General features: G+C 66.7%; 30 protein-coding genes and 1 pseudogene. 16 read left to right on the plus strand and 15 right to left on the minus strand.

The window, feature by feature from the left end:
- Positions 1-321 precede the first annotated feature (321 nt).
- From ABIC63_RS27910 to ABIC63_RS27945, 8 genes are all read right to left on the minus strand, one after another.
- A complete protein-coding gene (locus tag ABIC63_RS27910) occupies positions 322-738 on the minus strand; it encodes a hypothetical protein (protein WP_354322160.1) in 417 nt (138 codons plus the stop codon).
- A 4-nt stretch (positions 739-742) separates the two neighbouring features.
- Positions 743-1,396, minus strand: a complete 654-nt coding sequence (locus ABIC63_RS27915; RefSeq protein ID WP_354322161.1) for a phage tail tube protein — start codon at positions 1,394-1,396, stop codon at positions 743-745.
- Between the two features lie 14 nt (positions 1,397-1,410).
- Entirely contained in the window at positions 1,411-1,854 is a 444-nt protein-coding gene (locus ABIC63_RS27920; protein ID WP_354322162.1) for a hypothetical protein, read from the minus strand.
- A 1-nt stretch (position 1,855) separates the two neighbouring features.
- The gene (locus tag ABIC63_RS27925) at positions 1,856-2,152 is read right to left on the minus strand and encodes a hypothetical protein (RefSeq protein WP_354322163.1); all 297 of its coding nucleotides are present in this window, start codon (positions 2,150-2,152) and stop codon (positions 1,856-1,858) included.
- 10 nt (positions 2,153-2,162) lie between these two features.
- Positions 2,163-2,525, minus strand: coding sequence for a DUF2190 family protein (locus tag ABIC63_RS27930; protein WP_234196270.1), 363 nt, complete (start codon positions 2,523-2,525; stop codon positions 2,163-2,165).
- 61 nt (positions 2,526-2,586) lie between these two features.
- The gene (locus tag ABIC63_RS27935; RefSeq protein ID WP_354322164.1) at positions 2,587-4,653 is read right to left on the minus strand and encodes a prohead protease/major capsid protein fusion protein; all 2,067 of its coding nucleotides are present in this window, start codon (positions 4,651-4,653) and stop codon (positions 2,587-2,589) included.
- A 44-nt stretch (positions 4,654-4,697) separates the two neighbouring features.
- Positions 4,698-6,245 (minus strand): phage portal protein, encoded by a 1,548-nt coding sequence (locus tag ABIC63_RS27940; RefSeq protein WP_354322165.1) that lies wholly within the window; start codon positions 6,243-6,245, stop codon positions 4,698-4,700.
- Between the two features lies 1 nt (position 6,246).
- Entirely contained in the window at positions 6,247-6,468 is a 222-nt protein-coding gene (locus ABIC63_RS27945; RefSeq protein WP_234196262.1) for a phage head-tail joining protein, read from the minus strand.
- Between the two features lie 111 nt (positions 6,469-6,579).
- Here ABIC63_RS27945 and ABIC63_RS27950 point away from each other — a divergent pair, with 111 nt between their 5' ends.
- On the plus strand, positions 6,580-7,617 hold the full coding sequence (locus tag ABIC63_RS27950; protein ID WP_354322166.1) for a hypothetical protein: 1,038 nt from the start codon (positions 6,580-6,582) through the stop codon (positions 7,615-7,617).
- Positions 7,618-7,633: 16 nt separating this feature from the next.
- On the opposite strand, the gene ABIC63_RS27955 is transcribed toward ABIC63_RS27950, so the two are convergent.
- From ABIC63_RS27955 to ABIC63_RS27985, 7 genes and pseudogenes are all read right to left on the minus strand, one after another.
- A complete protein-coding gene (locus ABIC63_RS27955) occupies positions 7,634-7,960 on the minus strand; it encodes a helix-turn-helix domain-containing protein (protein ID WP_354322167.1) in 327 nt (108 codons plus the stop codon).
- The gene (locus ABIC63_RS27960) at positions 7,954-10,017 is read right to left on the minus strand and encodes a phage terminase large subunit family protein (RefSeq protein WP_354322168.1); all 2,064 of its coding nucleotides are present in this window, start codon (positions 10,015-10,017) and stop codon (positions 7,954-7,956) included. The genes ABIC63_RS27955 and ABIC63_RS27960 overlap by 7 nt, the downstream gene beginning before the upstream one ends.
- Positions 10,014-10,571 carry a hypothetical protein gene (locus tag ABIC63_RS27965; RefSeq protein WP_354322169.1) on the minus strand — a complete coding sequence of 186 codons (558 nt, stop codon included), beginning with the start codon at positions 10,569-10,571 and terminating at the stop codon, positions 10,014-10,016. Before ABIC63_RS27965 ends, ABIC63_RS27960 begins: the two co-directional genes overlap by 4 nt.
- A gap of 253 nt (positions 10,572-10,824) precedes the next feature.
- The gene (locus ABIC63_RS27970; RefSeq protein ID WP_354322170.1) at positions 10,825-11,661 is read right to left on the minus strand and encodes a hypothetical protein; all 837 of its coding nucleotides are present in this window, start codon (positions 11,659-11,661) and stop codon (positions 10,825-10,827) included.
- Positions 11,651-12,082, minus strand: coding sequence for a hypothetical protein (locus ABIC63_RS27975; protein WP_234196254.1), 432 nt, complete (start codon positions 12,080-12,082; stop codon positions 11,651-11,653). The genes ABIC63_RS27970 and ABIC63_RS27975 overlap by 11 nt, the downstream gene beginning before the upstream one ends.
- A 327-nt stretch (positions 12,083-12,409) precedes the next feature.
- Positions 12,410-12,661: pseudogene (locus ABIC63_RS27980) on the minus strand (helix-turn-helix domain-containing protein); the annotation flags it as partial.
- Positions 12,606-13,124, minus strand: a complete 519-nt coding sequence (locus ABIC63_RS27985) for a phage regulatory CII family protein (RefSeq protein ID WP_234196252.1) — start codon at positions 13,122-13,124, stop codon at positions 12,606-12,608. The pseudogene ABIC63_RS27980 and the gene ABIC63_RS27985, both read right to left, overlap by 56 nt.
- Positions 13,125-13,159: 35 nt before the next feature.
- Here ABIC63_RS27985 and ABIC63_RS27990 point away from each other — a divergent pair, with 35 nt between their 5' ends.
- From ABIC63_RS27990 to ABIC63_RS28060, 15 genes are all read left to right on the plus strand, one after another.
- Positions 13,160-13,486, plus strand: coding sequence for a hypothetical protein (locus ABIC63_RS27990; RefSeq protein WP_354322171.1), 327 nt, complete (start codon positions 13,160-13,162; stop codon positions 13,484-13,486).
- 75 nt (positions 13,487-13,561) lie between these two features.
- Complete coding sequence (locus tag ABIC63_RS27995; protein ID WP_354322172.1) at positions 13,562-13,936, plus strand: hypothetical protein; 375 nt, start codon at positions 13,562-13,564, stop codon at positions 13,934-13,936.
- A 583-nt stretch (positions 13,937-14,519) separates the two neighbouring features.
- Positions 14,520-14,858 (plus strand): helix-turn-helix domain-containing protein, encoded by a 339-nt coding sequence (locus ABIC63_RS28000; protein ID WP_354322173.1) that lies wholly within the window; start codon positions 14,520-14,522, stop codon positions 14,856-14,858.
- A 538-nt stretch (positions 14,859-15,396) separates the two neighbouring features.
- Positions 15,397-15,912, plus strand: coding sequence for a hypothetical protein (locus ABIC63_RS28005; protein WP_354322174.1), 516 nt, complete (start codon positions 15,397-15,399; stop codon positions 15,910-15,912).
- Entirely contained in the window at positions 15,909-16,358 is a 450-nt protein-coding gene (locus ABIC63_RS28010; RefSeq protein WP_354322175.1) for a hypothetical protein, read from the plus strand. Before ABIC63_RS28005 ends, ABIC63_RS28010 begins: the two co-directional genes overlap by 4 nt.
- Positions 16,355-16,561, plus strand: coding sequence for a hypothetical protein (locus ABIC63_RS28015; RefSeq protein ID WP_354322176.1), 207 nt, complete (start codon positions 16,355-16,357; stop codon positions 16,559-16,561). The genes ABIC63_RS28010 and ABIC63_RS28015 overlap by 4 nt, the downstream gene beginning before the upstream one ends.
- A 16-nt stretch (positions 16,562-16,577) precedes the next feature.
- Positions 16,578-16,775, plus strand: a complete 198-nt coding sequence (locus ABIC63_RS28020) for a hypothetical protein (protein ID WP_354322177.1) — start codon at positions 16,578-16,580, stop codon at positions 16,773-16,775.
- A gap of 2 nt (positions 16,776-16,777) precedes the next feature.
- Positions 16,778-17,380: a hypothetical protein gene (locus ABIC63_RS28025; protein ID WP_354322178.1), complete on the plus strand. Its 603-nt coding sequence runs from the start codon at positions 16,778-16,780 to the stop codon at positions 17,378-17,380.
- Positions 17,377-18,042: an HD domain-containing protein gene (locus tag ABIC63_RS28030; protein ID WP_354322179.1), complete on the plus strand. Its 666-nt coding sequence runs from the start codon at positions 17,377-17,379 to the stop codon at positions 18,040-18,042. The genes ABIC63_RS28025 and ABIC63_RS28030 overlap by 4 nt, the downstream gene beginning before the upstream one ends.
- Positions 18,036-20,003 (plus strand): DNA cytosine methyltransferase, encoded by a 1,968-nt coding sequence (locus ABIC63_RS28035; RefSeq protein WP_354322180.1) that lies wholly within the window; start codon positions 18,036-18,038, stop codon positions 20,001-20,003. Before ABIC63_RS28030 ends, ABIC63_RS28035 begins: the two co-directional genes overlap by 7 nt.
- Positions 20,000-20,845, plus strand: a complete 846-nt coding sequence (locus ABIC63_RS28040) for a DNA adenine methylase (protein WP_354322181.1) — start codon at positions 20,000-20,002, stop codon at positions 20,843-20,845. The genes ABIC63_RS28035 and ABIC63_RS28040 overlap by 4 nt, the downstream gene beginning before the upstream one ends.
- Entirely contained in the window at positions 20,842-21,129 is a 288-nt protein-coding gene (locus tag ABIC63_RS28045) for a hypothetical protein (RefSeq protein ID WP_354322182.1), read from the plus strand. The genes ABIC63_RS28040 and ABIC63_RS28045 overlap by 4 nt, the downstream gene beginning before the upstream one ends.
- On the plus strand, positions 21,126-21,626 hold the full coding sequence (locus ABIC63_RS28050; RefSeq protein WP_354322183.1) for a hypothetical protein: 501 nt from the start codon (positions 21,126-21,128) through the stop codon (positions 21,624-21,626). Before ABIC63_RS28045 ends, ABIC63_RS28050 begins: the two co-directional genes overlap by 4 nt.
- Positions 21,627-21,852: 226 nt before the next feature.
- Positions 21,853-22,185: a DUF4031 domain-containing protein gene (locus ABIC63_RS28055; RefSeq protein WP_354322184.1), complete on the plus strand. Its 333-nt coding sequence runs from the start codon at positions 21,853-21,855 to the stop codon at positions 22,183-22,185.
- Positions 22,182-22,424, plus strand: a complete 243-nt coding sequence (locus ABIC63_RS28060) for a DUF4224 domain-containing protein (protein WP_354322185.1) — start codon at positions 22,182-22,184, stop codon at positions 22,422-22,424. Before ABIC63_RS28055 ends, ABIC63_RS28060 begins: the two co-directional genes overlap by 4 nt.
- The last annotated feature ends 1 nt before the right edge of the window (position 22,425 follow it).

Here is a 22,425-nt window from a genome sequence, read left to right on the forward strand (position 1 = left end):
CGTCGCGCCCCTTCCTGACGCGCCGGACGGACCCACCCTGACCCGCATCGGCCCCCCCCGACGCCCAGGGATTGGGCGCCGAGAAGTCCGATGCAACCCACGGCCGGCGCTGCCCGCGCCGGGTCGACGGCCCCTGATACACAGCCGCCAGCAGCTGCGCGTGGCGCAGCTGTGCCACGCGCGGATGCAACTGCTCCGCTTTGATCATGACTCGCCAATGCTCGAACTCCTGCGCGCTTAGGTTCTGCCGGGCCAGGCCGGCGACGGTGCACCCCAGCAGTTGCGCGAGCGTGAAGGCATCGCGCAGCGCGGGGTGCGCCCTCAGTTTTTTTCCGCGTCCTCCGCCGAGCTGTTCAGCCGGCTCGCGACGTTGAAGAGGTGGAGCGCTTCGTCGCGATGCCGGACGCCGAAGACCTGCCACTCGGCGTAGGTCTTGAGCGGCAAGCCATCCGCGCCGAGCACCTGGCGGGCCAGCGTGCGCACGGTCTTCTCCACGGTCGCGCGCACGGCAGCGGCCTGCTCGTCCTCGCCCTCCGCAGGCTTCACGCGAGCGGTCAGCACGTCGTCGGAGAGGACTTCGGTGAAGAGGGCGCCCCGCACCGTGACGGTTCCGAGGGATTGGGTCGGCACCTGCTCTGCCGGCACGCCCTCGGGCACGCCGGGCAATGCGGGGCCCGACACAGCTGCACCCAGCGAGGGCACCGCCGCCGCGGTGGGCGGGTTCGTTCGCCGCACCATCGCGTCAGGCCTCCGCGCCGGCCAGGGTCGCCAGCGGACCACGCACGTTGATCTTGAGCGGCGTGGTCACGGCCTGGCCCGAGCTGCCGCCCGGCGCCATCGACGCGCTGGGCGAGCCCGCGAAGAGCAGCTGCGTGCCGTCCGCCCACTGGAAGCGCACCGCGCACACCTCGCGCACCCCCGCCGCAGCCTTGAGCGCCACCAGTGCCGGATCGGTGGGCACCCACAGCGAGCCGAACGAGTACACGATGGGCGTGGGCTTGCCCGGCACCGAGTAGTTGGGATGCGGATGGATCGTCTCGATGTTGACGTCCGCTGCCTCACCACCACTGGGCGTGATCTCCTGCAGCGTCTCGGCCTCGGCGCCGAAGGTGACCAGGCGCACCGTGCTGCCCGCGATCAGCGAGCCCCGCATGCCGGTCGAGTCGATACCCAGCAGCTTGAAGCTGTCATCGTCGACCACGTCCACGATGCCCACAGCGTAGTCCAGTGCGCCGATGCCGCGCGCCCGCACCAGCACGGGCGCGCCATCGGCGAAACCGTGGTCCGCGCACTGCAGGATGGTCTCGGCGCCCTTCGTGACGCCTGCGAGCACCTTGGCGGCGCCCAGTTCGGTCTGTACGGCGACGCTCACGTCGGCCCAGATTTGCACGTCCATGTGCGGCTCCAGATTCAGGAAGGTTGATCCGGCGACTCGCGCCGGAGAAGAAAGTAGGTGGCGGTCCACAGCTGCTCACGCGCAGCCATGGGCGTTTCGCCGCCATCGAAGGGCATGTGCCGGCTCGCCAGCATCCGCATGCGCCCGGCCTTGACCGCCTTGAACTGGGGCGAGCCGAGCACACGCTCGATCTGCAGGCCCAGCTCGCGCCCCTTGGCAGGCGCGTCCTCGGCCTCGGCGACCACGGCCCGCAGCAGCACGCGCAGGCGCCGCTGTTCGGCACGGCCGGCGACGGGCGGGTCCACCTCTTCGCCCTGCTCGTGCTCCCGGATCAGGATCGCGGGCAGCTGGCTCGTGCCCAGCACGCGGACGCGATCGAGAAAGACGCGGTCGCCCGCATCGGTGGCGCCGACCAGGCCGGCGCGCACCGCTTCGAGGATCTGTTGTTGTGCGTGCACGTCAGGCCCCCTTGCTCAGACGGACCGTGACCCAGCCCGCGGCGTCGGGAGTCAGCCCGCCGGCAACGAACCATTCCTCGTCGTTGATGAGCATGGGCGCGTCCATGGCGATGCCCGGTGCGTGCGCGATGTCGAAGGCCGCCGTGGGCGCCACGGCCTCGGCCATGCCCTCGAAGACCGCGGGCGCCTGGACGAAGACGATGGCAAAGGGCTCGCCGCCGCCATAGACGGCCATGGCGTTGGCGTGGTGGCGCAACACGGCCGCATTGACCCGGCGCTCGCGATCTGCGTTGAGCATGACGCGCAGGTCAGGCGGCGACGGTGCCGGGGATGCCAGCCAGGCGCACGAGGCCCACGGTGGCAGCGGCAAGCGCCGGCTCCCACGCGGTCGCGCCCGCGCCCGTGACGTCGCCGGCCGAGGTCGCACCGACAGCCACGAAGGCACCGGCGGACGCGTCCCACATGAGCTGCTGGCCGCGGGTCCAGGCGGCGCCCGCGACCTTCGGCAGCTCGAACACGCCACTGAGCTTGGCATTGAAGGGCTCGCCGACCGCGGCGCCGTGGTTGGCGACGGCCAAGTGCGAACCGATGACGACGAGGTCACCGGAATCGACCGCGGCAGCAGCGGCGGACACCTCGATGGTGTCGCCGGGTTGAACGTAGTTCTTCATGAAAAGTGCTCCACAGGGAAGAGAGGGATGAGGCGCCGCAGGCATGGCCTGCGGCAGGCCGTCAGGCGCCGGCAGCCTTCTGCAGGCCCTTCCAGTCGATGGCTTTGGCCGCGAAATCGAGCGTGGCGCGCACCTTCACGCCATCGATGTCCTCGCTGGCAAAGGTCTCGGTGCGCACGCCTTCGGAGCCGTCGACGTAGGCGAACTCCACCGTGTCGATCTGGCCCGCGCTGGCGGCCATGTACCAGGCCGTTGCGCTCTTCTCGTCGAGCAGCGGCTCGACCACCGGCTCGACAGCAGTCCGGCCGCCGGCGGCGAACTCGTTGATGTCCGTCTGCTTGGCGGGCGTGTAGTTGGCGCTGGTGAGCTGGTAGGCCAGCGTTTCCAGATCCGAAGGCACGATGAGGAAGGCCGGGCGCAGGTTCAGCGTCGTCTTGCCGTCGAGGTCCTTCTGCTTGCGCATGGCCGCGCGCGAAGCGCGCAGCGAGTCCAGGGAAAGCGCGCTGCCGCCGCCGCCCTGCAGGTTGCCGTGGTCGGCGTGGAACAGGGCTTTGCCGTCCTGCATGGTCGGGTTGCCGGCCAGCTGGTCGTACACGAGGCGGTTCTCCAGGCGACGCGCCGACTCGCCGAAGCGGGTCAGCAGGCGGTCGAAGGCGCCCAGATCGTCATTGACGAACATCTGCCGCGTCATGGCGATGGCACGGCCGTAGCTGAAGGCGCGATAGCCGGTGGCGTCCTCGGTGATCGTGCCGTAGGTGTATTCGCCCGCCTCGTTGAGCTTCTTGAGCTCGGGTGCGCCCCCCACAGCCAACACGTTGACGATGCGGAAGTCGGGCAGGTTGGCGGCACGTCGGGCCCACAGCTGGAACGTGCTTGGGGCTTGGTCGTAGGCGCTGCGCAGGCGACGCGCGCCGACGCCACCCAGCAACGACGGGAAGTCGCCCGTGGTGTGGGTGCCGGCCGCACGCACGGCGAATGCGCGCGTGGCGATCTCGTTGCGGGAGAGGCCGCGCGTCGACACGCCCAGGCCGGTCAGGGCCTCGCGCGCCATCTCGACCAGCGACAGGCCACGGTACTGACGGCCCGCGTCGGTGAGCTGGGCCGCCGGGTCCATGCGATGAGAGATCGCCTCGGCCATCCCGGCCATGCGCACCTCGTGCTCGTCACGGACCGTAGTCACCACCGAGCTGCCGCCGCGGCGCTGCTGGTCGCGCGCATCCATGCGGTCGAGGATGGCGGCGCGCGCCTGATCGACCGTCGAGTTGTTGCGCACCAGCTGCTCGGCCAGCTCGGCCGCACCATGGCGCGTGCACAGCGCAATGATGTCGGCCGCGCGGGTCGCGTCCGTGTCGGGCGCAGGACCGCCAGCGGGCGCAGGGGCTGCGCCGCGGGACTGCGAAGAAGGGTCGTTGGGGCGCGGGGTGCCAGCGTCGCCGCCGGCGCCCTGCTCGTTCGATTGGGGCATGCGTTGCTCCTGAGTTGCGGGGGAATGGGCGGCTGCCCGGACGAATTCGCACGGCGTGCCCGTTTGGCTGGCCCGCTGCTGCGAAGACTGCTGATCGCCGCGCGTGCCGGCATTGGCATCGGCGGGCACGGTGACGAAAGAGATTTCCTTGGGGGTCCAGCGCGTGGCGCGGTACAGATCGACGTTGACGCCGTCCGTGCGGTCCTGCGCGCGGGTGATTTCGTAGCGCTCGACGCTGTAGCCGAAGCTGATCGCGCGGATGATTCCGGCGCGGATGTCGGCCACGATGCCGGCCAGCTCAGGGCGCTGGCTCAGGCGCAGGGTTGCGCGCCCCTCGCCGGCCTCGATCCATCCACGCGTGGCAACGCCGATGATGGACGCAATGCCGCCATAGGCACGATGGTTGTCCAGCACCTGGACCGTGCCGGCCTCGAAGCGGGCCATGTCGACAGCCTCGGGCGTGACGTCGAGCTGCTCGTCGTAGGGCCGGTCGTTCCAGTAGTCGTAGCGCCGCACCGACGCGCCCTGCGTCCAGACGACGTCGACCGTGTTCTCGGTCTCGTTGAAGGTCGCCGGCACCAGCTGCGCGGCCCGCGTCTGGACGGGCATGTCGCGGGTCTGCTGATCGCCTGCGGGCTGTTGGGGTGCAGTGGCTTGAGGCATGCGCGCAGTGTTCCGGGACTGCTGTGCCATTTCCCGGAAAACTGTCACAACTTTTGGGCCGGCTTCTCCGTCGTCGTCTTGTCGCCACCCAGGGCCGCGAGCAGCTCCAGCGGATTGGCCGCGCCCAGCAGTGCAGCCAACAGAGGCAGCGTGCCGTCATCCTTCAACCGCCGCAGGTCATCGCGCAGCTCCGTGAAGACCTGATCCGGGTCATAGCCGCGCTCACGGATCTTCTCGCTGATGGACTGCAGGCCGCCCTTGATCTCCGAGAGGTCGGCCGCCACGTCCTGCGCCGGATTGACGCTGGGCCACTTCGGCATCGTCCAGTCGGCGAACACCCCCCCCGGGAGCGGCCCGGCGACCAGCTCGTCGAGCTGGGCCCAGCGCCGCGCGATGGGCGCCAGGAACATGGGCACCAGCAGCGTCCATTGCTCGCGCTCGACCTCACGGCGATAGAGGTTCGTGCGCACGCGCGAGCTGGAGAAGTTCACCTCCACCATGTCGCCCGTCATGTACTCATAGGGCACGCCCAGCCCGGCCGCGATGATCTTCTGCCGGTGCTTGACGTACTCCACATGACCCGGCGCCGCTGTGGGCTGGATGAACTGGGGGTTACGCATGCCGGGCGGCAGCGCCACGATGCCGCCGCCGGCCAGCTCGCCGAGATCCAAGGTCGCGGGGCGAGCCCCACCGTCGGCGCTGATGCCAGGATCGGGCAGCTTTACGCCGTCGAGCAGGCTCTCGTCCCATTCGCCAATGGCGCCCATGCGGGCTTCGAGGTTCTTTCGGGCCTGCTCAGCGTCTTCATAGACCTGCAGGTCGCGCACGTTGGCGATGACCGGCGCAAGCACCGTGATGCCGGCCTGCTGCCCGGGCCGTGCCGGATTGAACAGGTGGATGATCTCGTCGGCCGGCACACACTGACTCTCCCGCAGCATGGCCCGAAAGCCGACGTCGCCAGGATGCCGGTCAAAGAGCCAGTACGCGACCCGTTCGCCGCGGCCGTTGTACTCGATGCCGGCGATGACCTCGTTATCCCCGCGAACCTCGCAGCGGTCGACGTCGAGCCAATCGATCTCCAGCAACTGCAGCTGCAGCGGCGCAGTCGTTGGACTGGTGCGCCGGTCGCGCAACCGCACCAGCACCTCGCCGTCGACCTTCATCGTGTGCCAGGCCTTGGCCATCAGCCCGCCGAAGTCAAGCAGTCCGTCGTAGTCGGCAAAGGCCGTCCAGGCCTTCCAGCGCTTGCCGGTCAGGCCTTCCCGATCTCCCACCCACCGCGCCAGTACGCCGACGCCGATGGTGCACGACACCATGACGCTCAGCGCCTGCGCCACATAGGGCACGTTGGCGCACAGGGCGCGGGCGCGATGCCGCAACTCGCGCGCGTCGGCCACGTAGTCGGCCCGCGCGCTCGCGCCGGGGCGCCGCGGGCGCCAGCCGTCCGCCTTGCTTGCGCCTTCGTAGGCGCGCACAAGCGCGTCACGGAACCATGCGCGCTTGAGCCCCTGCTTAGGGTTCGCCCATCCGATGGCCCGGTCGAGCCAAGTCGCCCGACCGATGGCCTTGGCGCGAGTGCTGACGGTGCCCATGTCAGCCGCCCCGGATCGTGCCGAAGGTAGCGCGAACGACGACGGCCCGCTGACGCGTCGCGCGCGGGGCGAGTTGCCCCTCCAGCTCGCGGCGCGCCTCGCGCATCTCGTCGAGGCTGCGATAGGTGACGGAGGCACCGTCACGCGTGGTGACCGTGCGTTCGCCGGATTGGATGGCCTCATTGAGCCGGGCCAGGCGCTGTTGGAGATCTTGCGTGCTCATGCCGGCACGCTATCGGGACAGCTGTGCCATTTCCCGGAAAAATGACACAGAATCTGTTGCCCGCCGGCTTCGTCACCGCCAAGACAACAACACGCACCTTGCAGCGCAAACATGTCCGCAGATCAGTTCCAGTTCTATTTCAAAAATTGGATTCGCGAGCTTGCCGTACTTTCTTACGTCCTTAATAGCAAGTTCGGAGTAATCAATGAATCTGCCCAACTTAATATATTAATACTTCAGCTGTCCGAAACCCTCTTCGATTGCGCCCAAGAACGTGCACCAACCACCCGCACATACCGAGCCAAAGAAGAATTGGATCAACAGACCTCAAGACTTCAAAATTTCATTGATCGCGTGGAGAAATTAGACAACAGCGTCTTCCCCGATCTGATTTCAGAATTGCAATTTATGAAGGATTATTGGAGGGCCTATGCAACGGAGAATATTCCCCTCTTCCAACACTGGGCAAAAGAACATGAAAAATTGGGATTCGTAACGGCACAGGAGCGCGCGGACCTCAATGGAAAAATTGAAAGAGCCGAAATCGCATTAGGTGCATTGAAATCTGAATTAGTTATTGCAAAAACTGAACTCGCAGATACTTACAAACAACTGAAAGATCCACTGTCGCGAGGAAGCTGGAAGGCTGCGGCGAAGGTTTTTCAGGATAATGCATGGTTCGCCCGAGGATCAAAAATTTTTTGGGCATTAACTTTTATTGGCTGCCTTGCGGCGACTGTCTGGATTGGATTATCGAATCCGCTAGAGGAACTGTTTTACTGCATAGATCCTAACGCAACCAATGCTACTGCATTGCAGTTTAGCTATGGCGAGGCACTAATTCGGGCGCTGAGGCTTGCTCCGTTCATTTGGCTTGCTTGGTTTGCGGTAAAACAGTTCGGTTACTCTGCAAAAGTCTTGGAAGACTATGTCTTTAAATCAGCGATAACCAAGGCATTTGAATCGCTAGTTGCAAACGAGCAGCTCGCAAAATCAAAAACTCGCATTCTTGATCGCGCTATCGCATCACTACTAGAAAATCCACTTAGAATCTATAAAATTCCTACGGGAGCTTCGACGCCGCTTCAGGAAATCGGTTCAGCGCTGCGTAGCGCTGTCGAAGATGCGAAGAAAGAAAAGAAGGATTAGTAGCAAACTGAATTCGCTATTTACCCGGCTGCTTCAGATAACGATATACCGTTCGTCTCGATATACCTAATCTTCGAGCGACCTCTGTGGCATTGCGCCCATTAAACAGGCGCAGCACCTCCGTTGCTATTTCTCGCGAGATTCTTTTAGGTATATAAACCTCTTCGCCCGCGAATTCAGCACGAACAGCAATGCGTGCGCGCGTCAAGCCAACAGGATCGTCTGCCAAATTTGGAAATTCTTCCACAAGGTACTGGAAGATGCGATCAACTAGATCAGGCGTGGCTTCGACCAGATGCTGAAGATCCGATCCGTCGCCGGTTGGCAAAGGTTGGTTCACCATGCACGTCCCGCTGTTCGGCGCTTGTGAATCGGATTTTGGCTTTGTATATTCGCCATTTGCACTGGCGCGGAGTCCTCAATTTCGGCTTCTGCTAGGCGCGCCTCCGCGATTGGCGCTGAAGACAGCGAGAAGAGATCCGCAGGGGGCTGGACAGCTATCTCAAGCGCAGCCCATCGCGCCTCGGTCCACTTGTGCAGCCCTAGGCCCATGGCCGCGTGCAGCGCATAGTTGCGGTTGTCCAGCTGCTCGTTGCGCGGGCGCCGCTTGACCCACTTGTAGGCGTCGCGGCCCTGGACCTTCGCCAACACTCGCTGCTCGGCGGTGAGCTGCTCATAGAACTCGCGGGGAAGCTCATTGGAGAAGTGGACATAGCCGGGCCCGGCCTGCTCGATGGCGAGCTGACCCAACAGCAGATCCTTTGCCGCGTCTGTGCCCACGCGCCAAAGCTTGATGCCGCGCGCGACCTTCTTCCCGCGCCAATCCACGTCCTGCAAGCCACTTGCCCCGAGGATGGGGCACGACTCGTTGCCATCGCCCTTTATGGCGCGCAGGTGGGGCAGCACGTGCTGTGCGGAGCGAACCCAGTTGTAGACGGCCTGTGTCTGGTCGGAGCTGTCGATGCTGGTCGCGCTGATGCCCAGGCTTCCACCATGCCAGTCCTGCCGATAGCGGCGCTGCAGCTGCACGGTGACGGCCGACCATTCCTCGTCGACCGCAGGGTTGCCTTCGATGACCACGACGTCGACCACCCATGACTCCATCCCGCGGCCCCAGCCGTAGACCGTGATTTCCCAGCGGTTGCGCTGGACGTCGACGCCAGCGGTGAGGACGAGACAGCCCTTGGGCACCGTGCACAGCTTGTAGGGCTCCGCGCGAGCCTGCAGGGCGTGGCCGTCCGTACGCTCGCCTGCCAGCTCCCACGTCTCGCCCAATGTCTCGTTGACGAAGAGCTGCATAGGGCCGGCGTCGCCCTTCTCCAGTGCCTTGAGCGCGTTCTCGAACTCCTCGACGATGTCGGACCACGCCCGCTGCGGGCTGTACGCCGTCCACACATGCACGCCCAGTGACCTGGGTGGCCGGCACGGCGTGCCGGCGTCATCGCGCCAAATGCGATCCCGCCCGTAGCGCCTGCCCGTACGCTCGCAGATCCATACGCCCTTCATGGGCACGCCGCCACGCAGGTAGTCAGCCTGCGTGATGGACTCCCGGCAGTGCGGGCAGACGTGCCGGACAGTCTTTGGGTGCCCCCTGTCCCACTTGAAACCATAGGGCTTGTCCTTGCCGCCCCACATGAGCGGATGGTCCAAGCCGCAGTGCGGGCACTCGATGTGGAAGCGCACGAAGCCCTCGGCCTCGGTCGCTGCATCCTCGATGTGGCACAGGCCCTTGAGCAGCGGCGTGGAGCCGCAAACGAGTTTGGGATACGGCGCACCCTCCAGGCGCCCGCGCGCCAGGCCGCGCGGCGGGCCGGCCTTCTCGATGCTGCGGTCGAACTTGCTGATCTCGTCGAGGATGGAGACCGCCACCGTGATCCGGCGGAAAGCGCGGGCGGCCTTGCCGCCGAGCAAGTGCAGGACGCTGTCCCGAAAGCTCTTGAGCTTGATGGTCTCGTCGTTGGCACCCTTGCCGCGCTTGCGGGCCTTGTTGACCGCGGCCACGCCGGTGAGCGGGTCAAGCAACGGATCGATCTCGCTCTTGACATAGCTGTCACGATCATCGTCCGTGGGCTGCCACAGCGCCTGCTTGCGACGACGGTGCGCGATGTTGTAGCAAACGAAGGCGGTGACCATCTTCGTGTAGCCGACCCGCTTGGCCTTCATCACGTCCAGCTCTTCGATCCGGTCGTCGCTCATGAAGTCGAGGATGCCGACCTGAAAGGCCCAGGCCACCCACGCCCCCTTCTGATGGCTGCTCTCGCCCGCGAGCTTGAACTCGTCCGCGGCCCAGTCACCGAGCCGCTGCGGCGGATCGGCGCGCAGGCTGTCCAGGCCGAGGCGCACAGCGGCCTTGATGGCGGCTGCAGTCTCCGGGTGCAGCACCGGCGGATTCATCGTCATTCCGCGAAGCCCTCCGCCTCACCAATGTCTATGGCGTCTTCCTCGCCCTCGTCGGCCATCATGGCGTCCACCTCGTCGGCGACCAGCCGCTCCGTTCCCTTGATCCACTCGTTGCGAGCCTGCGCGATGACCTGCAGGACTGCGACCTTTGCCTCGTCAGGCAGATCTGGCACAGCCTTGCGCAGCGTGCCCTCCAGCTGGTCGAAGCGGTCGACCACCGCACTGGCCGCCCGCGCCAGCACGTCGGCAAGCAGGCCCACGGCCGCGTATTCCTTGCGCGCGACTTGGTTCTTGATGGCCTGCCCGATGCGCTGCTCGCGGGCGAGCGCGGCGCGCTCCTGCACGAGGTCGAGCCCGCCCGCCTCGGCACCCGCCCTGCCCGCCGCCTGATCCCGCAGGCGCTCGCAGTAACCCAGGAGCCAGACCTGCGCCGTCTCACCGCGGGCAATCACGCCCTCGCTCACGAGCTGACTGACGCGGGCCTCGCTGACGCCGATCAACTGGGCGAACTCCGCTTGAGAGATCGACTGTTCCAGTAGAGGGATGACCTTCACTTAACCCCCTTAGGAGAGTCGATGAACAGTCCGAAGGCGCGGTGCGAATTACCCGCACTCGACCCACCCCGGAAGAACCTAACCCCCCGGGGGGGGTGGGCCGGGTCGGCCGCGTCCCCGCCGGGCCGGGCGCCCTGCGCTGGGCCGCGGTGGAACGCCGGCCGTGTTCCACGCGAAACGTGTCGAAGGCCGTCGACCATGAAACGACCGCGTGTGCTCCACGCGAAACGTACTGAGGGCAGCATCTCCGTCATCACACCCCCGCCGCCTGACGGATGCGGTAGCGCATGCGGCGCGCGAGGACTTCGCTTGCCTGGGCCTCGGCCGCGATGTCGTCCATGCTGATCCTCGGCGCGTAGCCAGGCGTCCGCACGAACAGCAGCACCGGCACGAGGTCCGCGTCGTGCGTGCCCCGCGCCGCCCACACGCCGGGCGCCAGATGCCGAGTGCGGCCACCGCGCAACCGGCCATAGGCCACGAAGTAGCGCACGCCGAGCGTGGTCATGTAGACCCTGCGCGCAGCAACCGAGCCGATGCCCTGTTGATTGCGCAGCTGCGCCTTGCGGCGGTCGGTCATGTTGGCGCGGTAGCCCTGCTCTCCGCTGGCCTGCAGGTAGCTGATGAGCTGCGAGAGGAAGGCGCCGCGCAGGTTGCCGCGTCCGTCATCACTGCCCGGGTACGGAGTGCGCGGGATAGCCGTCTGCATACCCACAGGCAGGATGCCAGCCCGCCGCAATGCAACCTCACTGCGTTTGTCAGCGCGCCGCCCGCCGAACTCCTGCGCCTGGAGCACATGCTGCGGATCAACGCCGATCTTGCCGCCGGGCGACCATGTGCCACGCGAATCGAGCGTGGGGATGATGCGCGCGGTGAGGTTCTCGGGCGTGGCCTGCACCACCTTGGGAGAGCGGGCAATGAACGGCGTGGGCCTGTCGAAGGCGCTGGTGAGCGCGGACACCATCACGCCGCGCACCTTGAAAGCGGTGTCGTTGATGGCCGCCGCCTGCACAGCGCGCATCTGCGGCCCCGTGAGCTTGTCGGCGAGGTGGCGCACCTTGTCGATGCCGGTGATGGTCGCGTCAATGCGCATGGCCTGTCTCCATCTTCCGCAGGGCATTGCGCACCCGCGCTGCGTACACCGGGAATTGCTCGCCCCGGCCTGCCTCGAATGCCTTGCGGTCCCAGGGCGGCAGACCGAGCTTGACGCCCATCGCGACGATGCCGTCTGCCGTCTCGTCCCATGCCCGTGCCGAGCCTGCCGAAGATGGCGCCGCGGTCACCTCGTCCGTCCAGCGGCGGCCATGCAGCCATGAGGACAGCATCGGAATCAGGTGCTCGCGCCCCTCGGCCTTGAGCCGCAGCCATTCCGGCCCGTGCGCCTGTGCCGTGGCCGCCGCGAGGATGCGCTGCTGCAGAGCGGGGTCCGGCGCCAGAGCCACCCACTGCCGCCGAGCCCGCTCCTGCGCCTTGCGGCGCGGATACACCGCGACAAGGGCCTCGAAGGCAGCCATGTCCGGCGCCGGGCATGGCCCGGGTTTCGGTGGGGGATCGGCTCGGCGGACGTGTTCGCCCCCCGCGACGGCGGGGGGTATGGGGGGCTTTGATTCCTTGACGATTAAATGACGATTAGTGTCCGCGTGGCGGACTGGTACCGGTCCGCGCGGCGGACTGGTGGGGTTCGCGTGGCGGACCGGTACGCCTGGCGGACCGGTCCGCGTGGCGGACTGGTCAGGCGCATGTGGTGACGGCTCGCCCGCTGCATCTGCAGCGAATTTCTCGGGTTCAACCCAGTACGTCGTCTTGCGCCCATTCGTTCGGTTGGCACGCACGATGCCCGCCGACTCCAGCCAGCCAATCGCCTCGATCACTGCCGTCCTGCCGTAGCACGTCCGCTCACAGATGCGGTCGATGCTGGGCCAGCAGAACCCCTCATCGTTCGCCATGTCCGCGAGCGCGATCAAGACCGCCTTCGCCGGCGGCCTCATGCTCAACGGCCAGCACAGGCCCATGATTCGCGTACTCACTGCGCCCCGCTCACAGATCCACCACCGGCGCCGGCCGCATCCGCCCACGGAGCATCGCAACGGCATGGCCCACGGATGCAATCAGCTCCTGGCCCATCGCCTCTGCCCGTCGAACCTGATTCCGGGTGACCTGCCCTTCGCCCACGAGAACGGCATCTGCCAGTGCTCGCACGAAGTCGGCCTGCGCCACCTCAAGGCGCATGACGGCCTCGACGGGCTCGCCGCCCGCCTGGTCGGGCGTGGCCCGCGTGCACACGTAGCCCAGCGCTGCGGCCATCGCATGCAGGACATGGGCCCGGCCGCTGAATAGCTGTGCAGCCACCAGCTCGGTAGGCCGCAGGAAGTGCGTCGTGTTGTTGGGGTTCGCCTTGTGGGTGAGCGTGCCGACCGGCAGGCCCATCCGAGGCGCCAGGCTCTCGACACCACCCGGCCCACCATGGACCACGTGATAGGCGGCGTCATCAATCGACATGGGGCCTGCCCTGTCGGGCGCGCCCTCATCGTCGACATGGCCGCCGCCGGTCGACATCGAGAAACTGCAGTGCACGGAAAGGACTCCCCCAAGTGAGCACGGAAACACCCCGACACGGCAACGACGCGCCTACGGTGCTGGATCGGCTTGACGCCCTGGAATTTGTGGTCGGCCAGCTCGCGCTGGCAATCGAAGCGGACAGCGCGGACATGCGCGCTCGCCTCCCCTCGCGCCCAACGGGCATCGGTTGCGAGGACGGCAATGCGGAGCCCTTCACGGTGGACGGGTTCCGGGAATGGCTGGAGTTGTGTGTCCAGCGTATGGAAGCGCACGAGAGCGCGCCGGCCGCACTGCGGGCCGCCATCGCGCGGGCGGCCCACGGCATCGCCGGAGCGCCAGCAGTAAAGCGCGAGCACTAGCCATGAGGACCTACGCGTCCGCCGGGCCGCTGCAAAATCGGCCACTCATACCACCCACCCCCTGGAGGAGAAGGCATGGCGACAGTCAGCATCAGCAGCACGAGCAGCGCCAGTGCACAGCTGAACATCGAGGGAAGTTTCTCTGCAATGGAACTGGAGGACCTCATCCATCGGCTCGCCGAAATGCGCGCCGAAATGACGCCAGAGGTTCCGAACACCAAAGCCGCCGCTGTAGACGCGGGCTGCTCCATGCTGCAGGAAGATCGACCATCAATCACGGCCGCCGTCCGCGTCGACGGCACGCTGCGTATTGCAATGCGAAACCGTGGCATTGGCTGGCTGGCAGCCATCGTCGACGAGCGCACTGCCCACGCGTTGGGGCAGTACATGGTCAACGCGACCACCGAAGCAGTGGACCTCTTCGCGAGCGGCGACGGCAAGCGGCACTGATCGCAACGAGCATCGCGCCGCCCCGTTCACGACGGGCATCACAGGCGGCGGCTCGGCGCCCCCGCGCGAGTAACCGGGACTAGGTATGGCTTTCATGTCTGCCGTCCTACAAACACTGGGGATGGGTTGCTTCCGTGCGCGCCGATCTCAGCAGGTCCAGCTGCGCAGGGACGTACAGCTCATCGCTCGGATCGGGAAGCGCTCTCATGCCGCCGTAACGCCATGCGTGCTCGCGGTGCAACGGGCTAGCGACATCCCCCGCCCTCGAAGGCACACAGTTGCCGAAGGCGTCTGCGCAACACAATGGGCGAGGTCAACCCCTCTACTCCGAAGGACATCCTCTCCGCCGGCGAGTTCGATCAGCGCACGCCCCACGCTGTACCTTGGCTCAGCAGCCCGTCCCTCTGCCAGTCGGCAGACAGTGGACTGGTCAACGCCTACGCCATCTGCGATGGCGCGCTGCGTCCATCCCTCAGCTAGGAGGTGACGAACGATGCAGGACCAAGGTTGGATGCGCTCATGCATAGGCTCGCATGATGCATCAACGCATCACCCAAGGCAAGCGGCTTCTGACAATGCAGCAATGCATGAGGTCACACGCAGGATCATTGCCGAGCAACTCAAGTCAAAGGGCCTCAGCCAGAGACAACTGGCCATCTTGGCGGGCATGAATCAGAGCACTCTGAACAGATTTCTAAATTCAGCAACCGACACGCTGGATTTTCCGCATGTCGTCGCAATTGCTCATGCGCTAAACATGACTGTTTCAGAACTCATTGGAGAAACGCCACTGCTTAGCGATCCGAAGATTCGAACGGTCGCCGCTGCAATGAAAGATATGCCGGAATACAAGAAAGACGCGATAGTTGCAGCCAGCAATTCGCTCGCTACGCCAGACGTGGGCACGAAGCTGCGCAAATGATGCGCTCTACCTCTATTGCGTCACAGGAGTGCCACTGCTGACGTACCGCATGAGCGCTATCTGCGTACTCATTTAATGCACGTCGCCGACCAAAGTTCTTCGAAGGCCTCGACGGACGATTTTCTAGCAGAGGGATTGATTGCTCTAGGTTCAAGCGCAATTGATTGCGCACCGCTTGAAAAGCGGGTTACAACGAACCTGCTAAACCCAACATAACCGCCAAAGCCGTTTTTCGAGTTGACCTCACCACAAACGGTTTGAGCGGAAACCGCACGCACCGCCCTGAACTGCGCTGAGGCCGGATCTCTCACCGATTGACGGACGCCGTCCACCGCAATTCCGACGAGCGCCGATTCATCCACCGCCCACGCGGCAGACCAACAAATCCACAGCCCTAGGCCGAGTGCAGCACAACACGGCGCCCTACTCGTCATGCCAACTGTATATCTCACGAGCACACGAAAAATGATGCACTGATGCATTGACAAGGGATGATGCGTCAATGCATTATGCGCCCCGTCATCACGACGGAGACCCCATGGCACTTGCCCACCCCGCGCCGGCGGAAACCGGCACCGCAGCACGCGCCGCAGCGCGTGCCGTCATCCAGATCCGCCAGCGTGGCGCACGCCGCCAAGCGTTCTACCGCGAGGTAGAAGGCACTCGGCGGTGCAACTGGATCACCCTCCCCGTCCCTGCCGCTGAAAAGGCGCTGAAACGCGGCCTGCTCGACATGGGGTTCGGGCATACGCTGCCCGCCGTCTCGCTGGAAGACGCGGAGGCCGAAGAGCGCCGCGACCAGATGGACCGCCGCGAGTTCGACAACATCGAGCGGGGGCTAAACGCCGAGCGGAACATGCCCGAACTGCCCTACTGCATTCCTGAGTCGTGGAGTGCGGCGGGGAGCTACTGGCTTGCGTATCCCCGCGCCCCCCTTGCAGCCGAGCTGTATGACGTCATGAACCCGGGCGCGTCGATCCGCAGCGGCTACCTGGCTACGGTCGATGACTTCGGCTTCCTCGTGCCGGTCCGTAGCACGGGAGCGCTGCTGTGAAGGTCCACACCGCAGATGGGCGCTGGTTTGCGCTGCAGGCTGAAACCGAGGTGGATCACGCGCTCCTTGATGCCATCGATACCGCTGCGCACCGGGTGCACGTGGTACGCCTGCTGCGCAAAGCTGGTCAAAACGATGCCGTGGTCCTGTCCGCGGACCACACCGACCCCCGTGCGCTAAAAGCCGAGGCGGACCGCAAGACTGCTCGCGCCATCGGCCAGCTGCTGCGCCTGGGCCTTCGTCAGTCTGCATTCGACGGGCATTCCAGCGCCGATGCCACCAATCCACAGTCGCAAGAAGAGCTCACCGCCCGTCTCGAACAGCTCCAGCTCATGCTGGACAGCCGGCCTTTCTCGGTCGGCGAGCAGAAACCCGTGCTCAAGGAAGTGAAGTGCGCCCATCGCTGCACTGTACCGAGCTGCGGCGGGAGCGGGAGCGCCAAATGATCAGCGCCGCACGGAAAGCCAGCATCAAGCGGCACGCCACCGACTGGGCGCTCGGCGCCATCGTCGCGACCTTCATCCTTGCGCTGACGGTGGGCAAGGACGAGGCTCCGCCGCCGCCCCCGCCCGCCGTGGCCGATGCCATCGAGGGCGCTCGCTTGGCCGCCCGCGAGCGCGACCTACCCGTGCCTTGGCCGCCCCGGTGACGCGTGGGAGCCCGCCATGCCGCAGCCCACCCCGCCCACGGACACCCGGCCCGCGCGCCGCACGCGCGCCGACCTGATCACGCTCATCACCGAGGCCCAGGCCGAAGCCGAAGAGGCCAAGGACCGGCGCAAATCCATCACGCCGATCCTGTCCGCCATCGCAGCCATATGCATGGTTGCGCTGCTGCTGGGCTTCTATCTCGGAGGCGCGTAGCCATGAAGACGTCCGGCATCTTCTTTCTGCGGCGCCCGCCGTACCGCGTGCAGCTGGCGTCTCCGCGCGATGGGCACGGCCACGGCTGGCAGCTGCTGCTCGGCGAGCGCCACTCGCAGCGGGGTATCCAGATGCTCGCCGCCATGTGGCTCGGCCCCGAGGCGGACGCTTTCATGCAGGCCCACCCGGAATTGAAGGCCGGCGACTGCCTGGACCTGCAGCTGGACCGGCTGCACGTCAGCCGGGACGAGATCGTCGGCTTTGTCGAGCGCGGCGACCTCGCTCCGCCGCGCTGGCCCGCCGCCACCGAGGACCCCTCGCCCTCCGCCCTTCCCACGCCTCCGCAGGTTGTCTCCTGCGGCGTGCACCCCCTCACTCCCTCATCCCCTCATATGCCTCATTCCATCGTGGCCCTCGCCACTGTGAAGAAGCGGGCCCAGGAAGCCGCGCGCGCACGAAAGTCCGCCGACGAAGCCTGCCCCTACCCCTTCGAGAGCGCTGCCGCCGGCAGCTTCAAGGCTTACTACGAAGCCGAGATCCAGCGCATGCAGGCCGAGCAGGCCGGCGCGGTGCAAGAAGCCTCGCAGGAGGGCCTCCCGTCATGAGCAGCTGGATGCTGACCCCCAGCGGCGCGGAGTACCACCTCTACGGCGCCGATTCCTTCACCGACGACGGAAGACCCGTCAACGTGCGCGATGTCGCGCACCAACTCGCCCTCATCAACCGCTTCCACGGCGCGACCTCTCGGCCGTACAGCGTGGCCGAGCACTCGCTGCTGTGCTGCGACATCGCGGAGCAGCTGGGCCGCTCGGTGCATGTGCAGATGGCCGCCCTGTGGCATGACGCGCACGAGTGCATCACCCAGGATCTGAGCAGCCCCGGCAAGGGCGCCGTGAACCGGGTCGCCTGCGCAGGCGGCGGGACGAGCGCATGGACGGTCTTCGAGTCGGTCCATGCGAAGCGCTTCCGCCGCGCCTTGGGGCTGGAAACCGTCTTCGTGAGCATGCGCGCGGTGCTGCACCAGATCGACCTGATCGCGCTGGCGACGGAGCGGCGGGACCTGACGGCCTGGAGCCCCGAGCGCAACACCCCGTGGCCCGTGTTGAACGACGAAGACCCTGCCGAGCGCATCGAGCCCGTGCAGTCGGTTCGCCTGAACACGTGGGAGCGAGGCCAGATGGCCTGGCAGGACTGGCGCCAAGCCTTCCTTGATCGCTTCGACGCGCTGGAGCACGCCCGCCAGCTGCAGCGGAGCCCGGCATGCTGACCCCGCAATTCCTGCTGCCGCTGGCGGCCAAGCTGGTCATCGACCTGTTCGCCGGCGGCGGCGGCGCATCGACCGGCATCGAGCAGGCCATCGGCCGCCCGGTGGACGTGGCGATCAACCACGATGCCGAGGCCATCGGCATGCACGAGGTCAACCACCCGCAAACGGCCCACTTCCGCGCGGACATCCGCGAGGTGGACCCGCTGGCCGTGACCCGCGGCCAGGCCGTGGGCCTGCTGCATGCCTCGCCGGACTGCACGCACCACTCGCAGGCGCTCGGCGGGCAGCCACGCAAGGCCGAGATCCGCTCGCTGGCCTGGCAAGTGCTGCGCTGGGCCGGCAAGACGCGGCCCGACGTCATCACGCTGGAGAACGTCGAGCAGATGCTGCTGTGGTCGCCGCTGATCGCGAAGCGCGACCCTGCGACCGGGCGCGTGCTCACACTGGAGCGCGTCCGCGATCCCGTGTGCGGCAAGCTCGTGCACCGCGTTGCCGAGCCAGGCGAACGGGTCGCGCGTGGCAATCAGTTCCTGATCCCCGACCCGAAGCACAAGGGCAAGAACTGGGACCACTTCGTCGCGGCGCTGAGGGCGCTGGGCTACAAGGTGGAATGGCGCGTGATCTGCAATGCAGATCTGGGCGCGCACAGCACGCGAACGCGGCTGTACATGGTCGCCCGCTGCGATGGCCTGCCCATCGTGTGGCCTGCACAGACGCATGCGAAGCGCCCCCACGCCGGTCTGCTGGCCCACCGGCCCGCGGCCGAGTGCATCGACTGGAGCATTGCCGGAACGAGCATCTTCGGGCGCAGGAAGCCGCTGGCCGAGGCGACCATGCGGCGCATCGCGCACGGCATGCAGAAGTACGTGCTGGACACGCCGACGCCGTTCATCGTCGAAGGCATTGCTCCGGCTCTTGTGCCGGTCACGCATACGCGGGACACCTCGTTTGACATCGGCAAGCCGTTGCGCACGATCACGACGGCCAAGGGCGGCGAGACGGCCCTCGCCGCGGCGCACCTGCTGCCGCTGACGCATCAGGGCGGCCATCGCAACTACGACCCGCGCGAGCCTCTGCCCACAGTCACGGCCGCCCGGCGCGGCGAGATTGCCGTGACGGCCGCGCACCTGGTGCAGATGGGCTATGGCGAGCGCCCCGGCCAGGAGCCGCGCTCACTCGATCCGACGAAGCCGCTGGGCACCATCACTGCCGGCGGGCAGAAGTTCGCAACCGCCTCCGCCTACCTCGTGCAGGCCGGCCACGGCGAAGGCAGCCAGGGCGGGAAGCGCTGGAGCCACGGCGCCAACGACGTGACCGGCCCCCTCGGCACCGTGACGGCCAGCGGCGGCGGCCAGAGCCTCGCCGCCGCGTTCATGGTCCAAGCGAACGGCGGTTTCAACACCAGCCACGCCCGCGACCTCCGCGAAGGTGTCTCCACCGTCACCACCTCGGGCAGTCAGCAGCAGCTCACGGCCGCGCACATGGTCACCCTACGCCGCAACTGCAACAGCCGGGCCATGGATGAGCCCGTGTCGACGGTCACGGCCGGCGCCGAGCATCACGCCCTCGTGCAGTACGCGTTGAGCAAGGAGCACGAGGCCGGCGCGCTGCGCTGCGCGGCATTCCTCATGCGCTACCACGCCAGCGGCGGCCAGTGGGCCGACCTGCGTGACCCCATGACCACGATCACCACGCACGACAGGCTCGCGCTGGTCACCGTGTGGCTGCAGGGCGAGCCCTGGGTGATCGTGGATATCACGCTGCGCATGCTGGTGCCGCGCGAGCTGTACAACGCGCAGGACTTCCCGGGCACCTACGTGATCGACCGCACCGCCAGCGGCAAGCCGCTGACCAAGACGGCGCAGGTGCGCATGGCCGGCAACAGCGTGAGCCCGCTTCCGATGCGCCTCATCGTGGCCGCAAACTATCGCGAGTTCGAGGCGGAAAGGCTGGCGGCATGAGCCCGCGCCGGCCCCTTATCCGCTACCACGGCGGCAAGTGGAAGTTGGCGCCATGGATCCTGCAGCACATGCCCGCGCACCGCGTCTACGTCGAGCCCTTCGGCGGCGGCGGGAGCGTGCTACTGCGCAAGCCTCGCAGTTATGCCGAGGTCTACAACGACCTTGATCGCGAAATCGTCAACCTCTTTGAGGTAGCCCGCGACCGGGGCGACGAGCTGGCGACCGCTGTCGCGCTAACGCCCTTCGCGCGGGCCGAATTCGACAACGCCTATGCACCCTCGGCCGATCCGCTGGAGCAGGCTTGCCGGACCGTAGTGCGCGCCTACATGGGCTTTGGCTCGGCGGGCGCGTCCGGCCAGGCGACGGGCTTCCGGGCCAACAGCAACCGCAGCGGAACCACCCCCGCACACGACTGGGCGAACTACCCCGCCGCGCTGCGCCCGGCGATTGAGCGGCTGCGGGGCGTGGTGATCGAGAACCGCGACGCCGTGGCTGTCATGCAGCAGCACGACAGCGTCGACACCGTCCATTACGTCGATCCGCCCTACGTCCATTGCACTCGCAGCCTCAGAGCCCGGGCGCCGGCCTATCGGCACGAGCTGGACGACGCACAGCACCGGGCGCTCGCCCGCGCGCTTGGCTCGCTTCGCGGCAAGGTCATCGTGAGCGGATACCGCTGCGATCTGTACGACGACCTTTTCGCCGGCTGGCACCGCATCGACCAGCACGCCCACGCTGACGGCGCCCGTGACCGCGTCGAAAGCCTCTGGCTGTCTCCGAACTGCCCGAGTGTTGGCTTATTCGCCGACGCCGCCCCTCTCCCTTCCCTGGAACCCGCATGAAGACTACAACCCTTCCCCCGGGCCGCGATACGCGCTGGCCGGCTGGTCGGCCTGCATCGCCGCTGTCCGCGTTCTGCCAGATCGCCGCATCGAGCGGCAGCGCTATCGGCGCCGCTTTGCAGGTGCACGCTTCCAAGCGCGCGACGAGCACGCGCTCGGTGGAACGCGCCCGCGCCGAAGGCCGCGACCGCAGCACGCTGCACGGCCTCGACAAATCGGGTCGGCATGGCGGCGCCTACACCATGGCGAAGGCCCCCTCGGCGAAGGGAAGGAAGGCATCGTGAGCGCCGACCACATCCCCGCTGCGGCCGGCACCGCCGACCCGTTTGCAGCCTTCGAGCAGACGCCCGCGTTGCTCGCCGCCTGCCAGGCCCTCACGCCCGCCCAGTTTCCGAACGACAGCGAACGCATGTTCGCCGCCTTCTCCACCTTGTATGACGCCGACCCTGCAGACCCCTCGATGATCGAGGACCTGGCGAAGTTCTGCGACGGCTGGCAGGCCGCCAAGAGCGACGAGCGCGCAGCATCGAACAGTGTGGCGCAGCCCTGCGCTGCACCTGCAGCCGTCCCCATCGCGTTTCAATCAAGCGCCGCCACCCCGCCACCGAGCTCATACGTCGCCGGCGCCGGGATCATCGCGGCGGACGGCCCGGGAGTCGTTGTTCAAAAGCTCGACGCTGCATTTCGCAAGGCGACGAAAGCCGGGCAAGCTGCCCCGGCCGAAGCGGCTCCCGATTGGCACAAGCAGGCCGAGTCCAGCAGTGAACCCGGGGAGCCATGATGGGCTACATCAATCCCCTCCTGCGACTGCCTGCAGCACAGAAGCTCCAAACCCTTCCAGCCGAACAGCGCGCATGCATCGAAGCCATGTTGCGCGCTCTGCGCGCCGACGCCGACAGAGAGGCTGAGAAGGCATGGAAGAAGCGCAAAGGGCCCATGGCAGCTTACTGGCGCGCTGTATCCACCTACGCTCGCCACACCGCCCACGCGCTGAGCCGGAGGGCAGGATGACCGTCTACGTGGACAACATGCGGGCCCAGCTCGGCCGGATGGTCATGTGTCACATGATCGCGGACACGGACGACGAGCTGCACGCGATGGCTGACCTCATCGGCGTGCAGCGCCGATGGCACCAGGCCCCACCGCGGCACGATAGCCACTACGACATCTCGCTGACCAAGCGTGCCGCAGCCGTGGCCGCCGGCGCCGTGGAAATCACCTGGCGACAGGCCGGTTTCATGACGATCCGGCGCCGCGCGACTGGCGGGCTCGGCCGGCCCGAGGAGGCTGAGGCCTGGGTGGAGGCTCACCGCCACCGAAATGCGGAGCCGAGACCATGAGCGACCGCCCCGACCTCTCCGACGAAGAGGTGAACGAAATCTGCGCCGGTCTCAAGCAGAACGCCGCGAAAGTCAATTACCTGCGGCAGCTGGGCTTGCGCGTGCTGCGCCGGCCAAACGGCCGTCCGCTTGTCGCGCGAGACGACTGGCAGCGGGTGTGGGCTTCCCACAACAGTCGGACCGCCCCAACCAGGTCCATTGCGAACGGGCCGCGCTGGCGTGTGGCCGCCGGAGGTTGAT

This window comes from Pseudacidovorax sp. 1753 (genome assembly GCF_040544975.1).
Classification (GTDB): Bacteria; Pseudomonadota; Gammaproteobacteria; order Burkholderiales; family Burkholderiaceae_C; genus Xenophilus.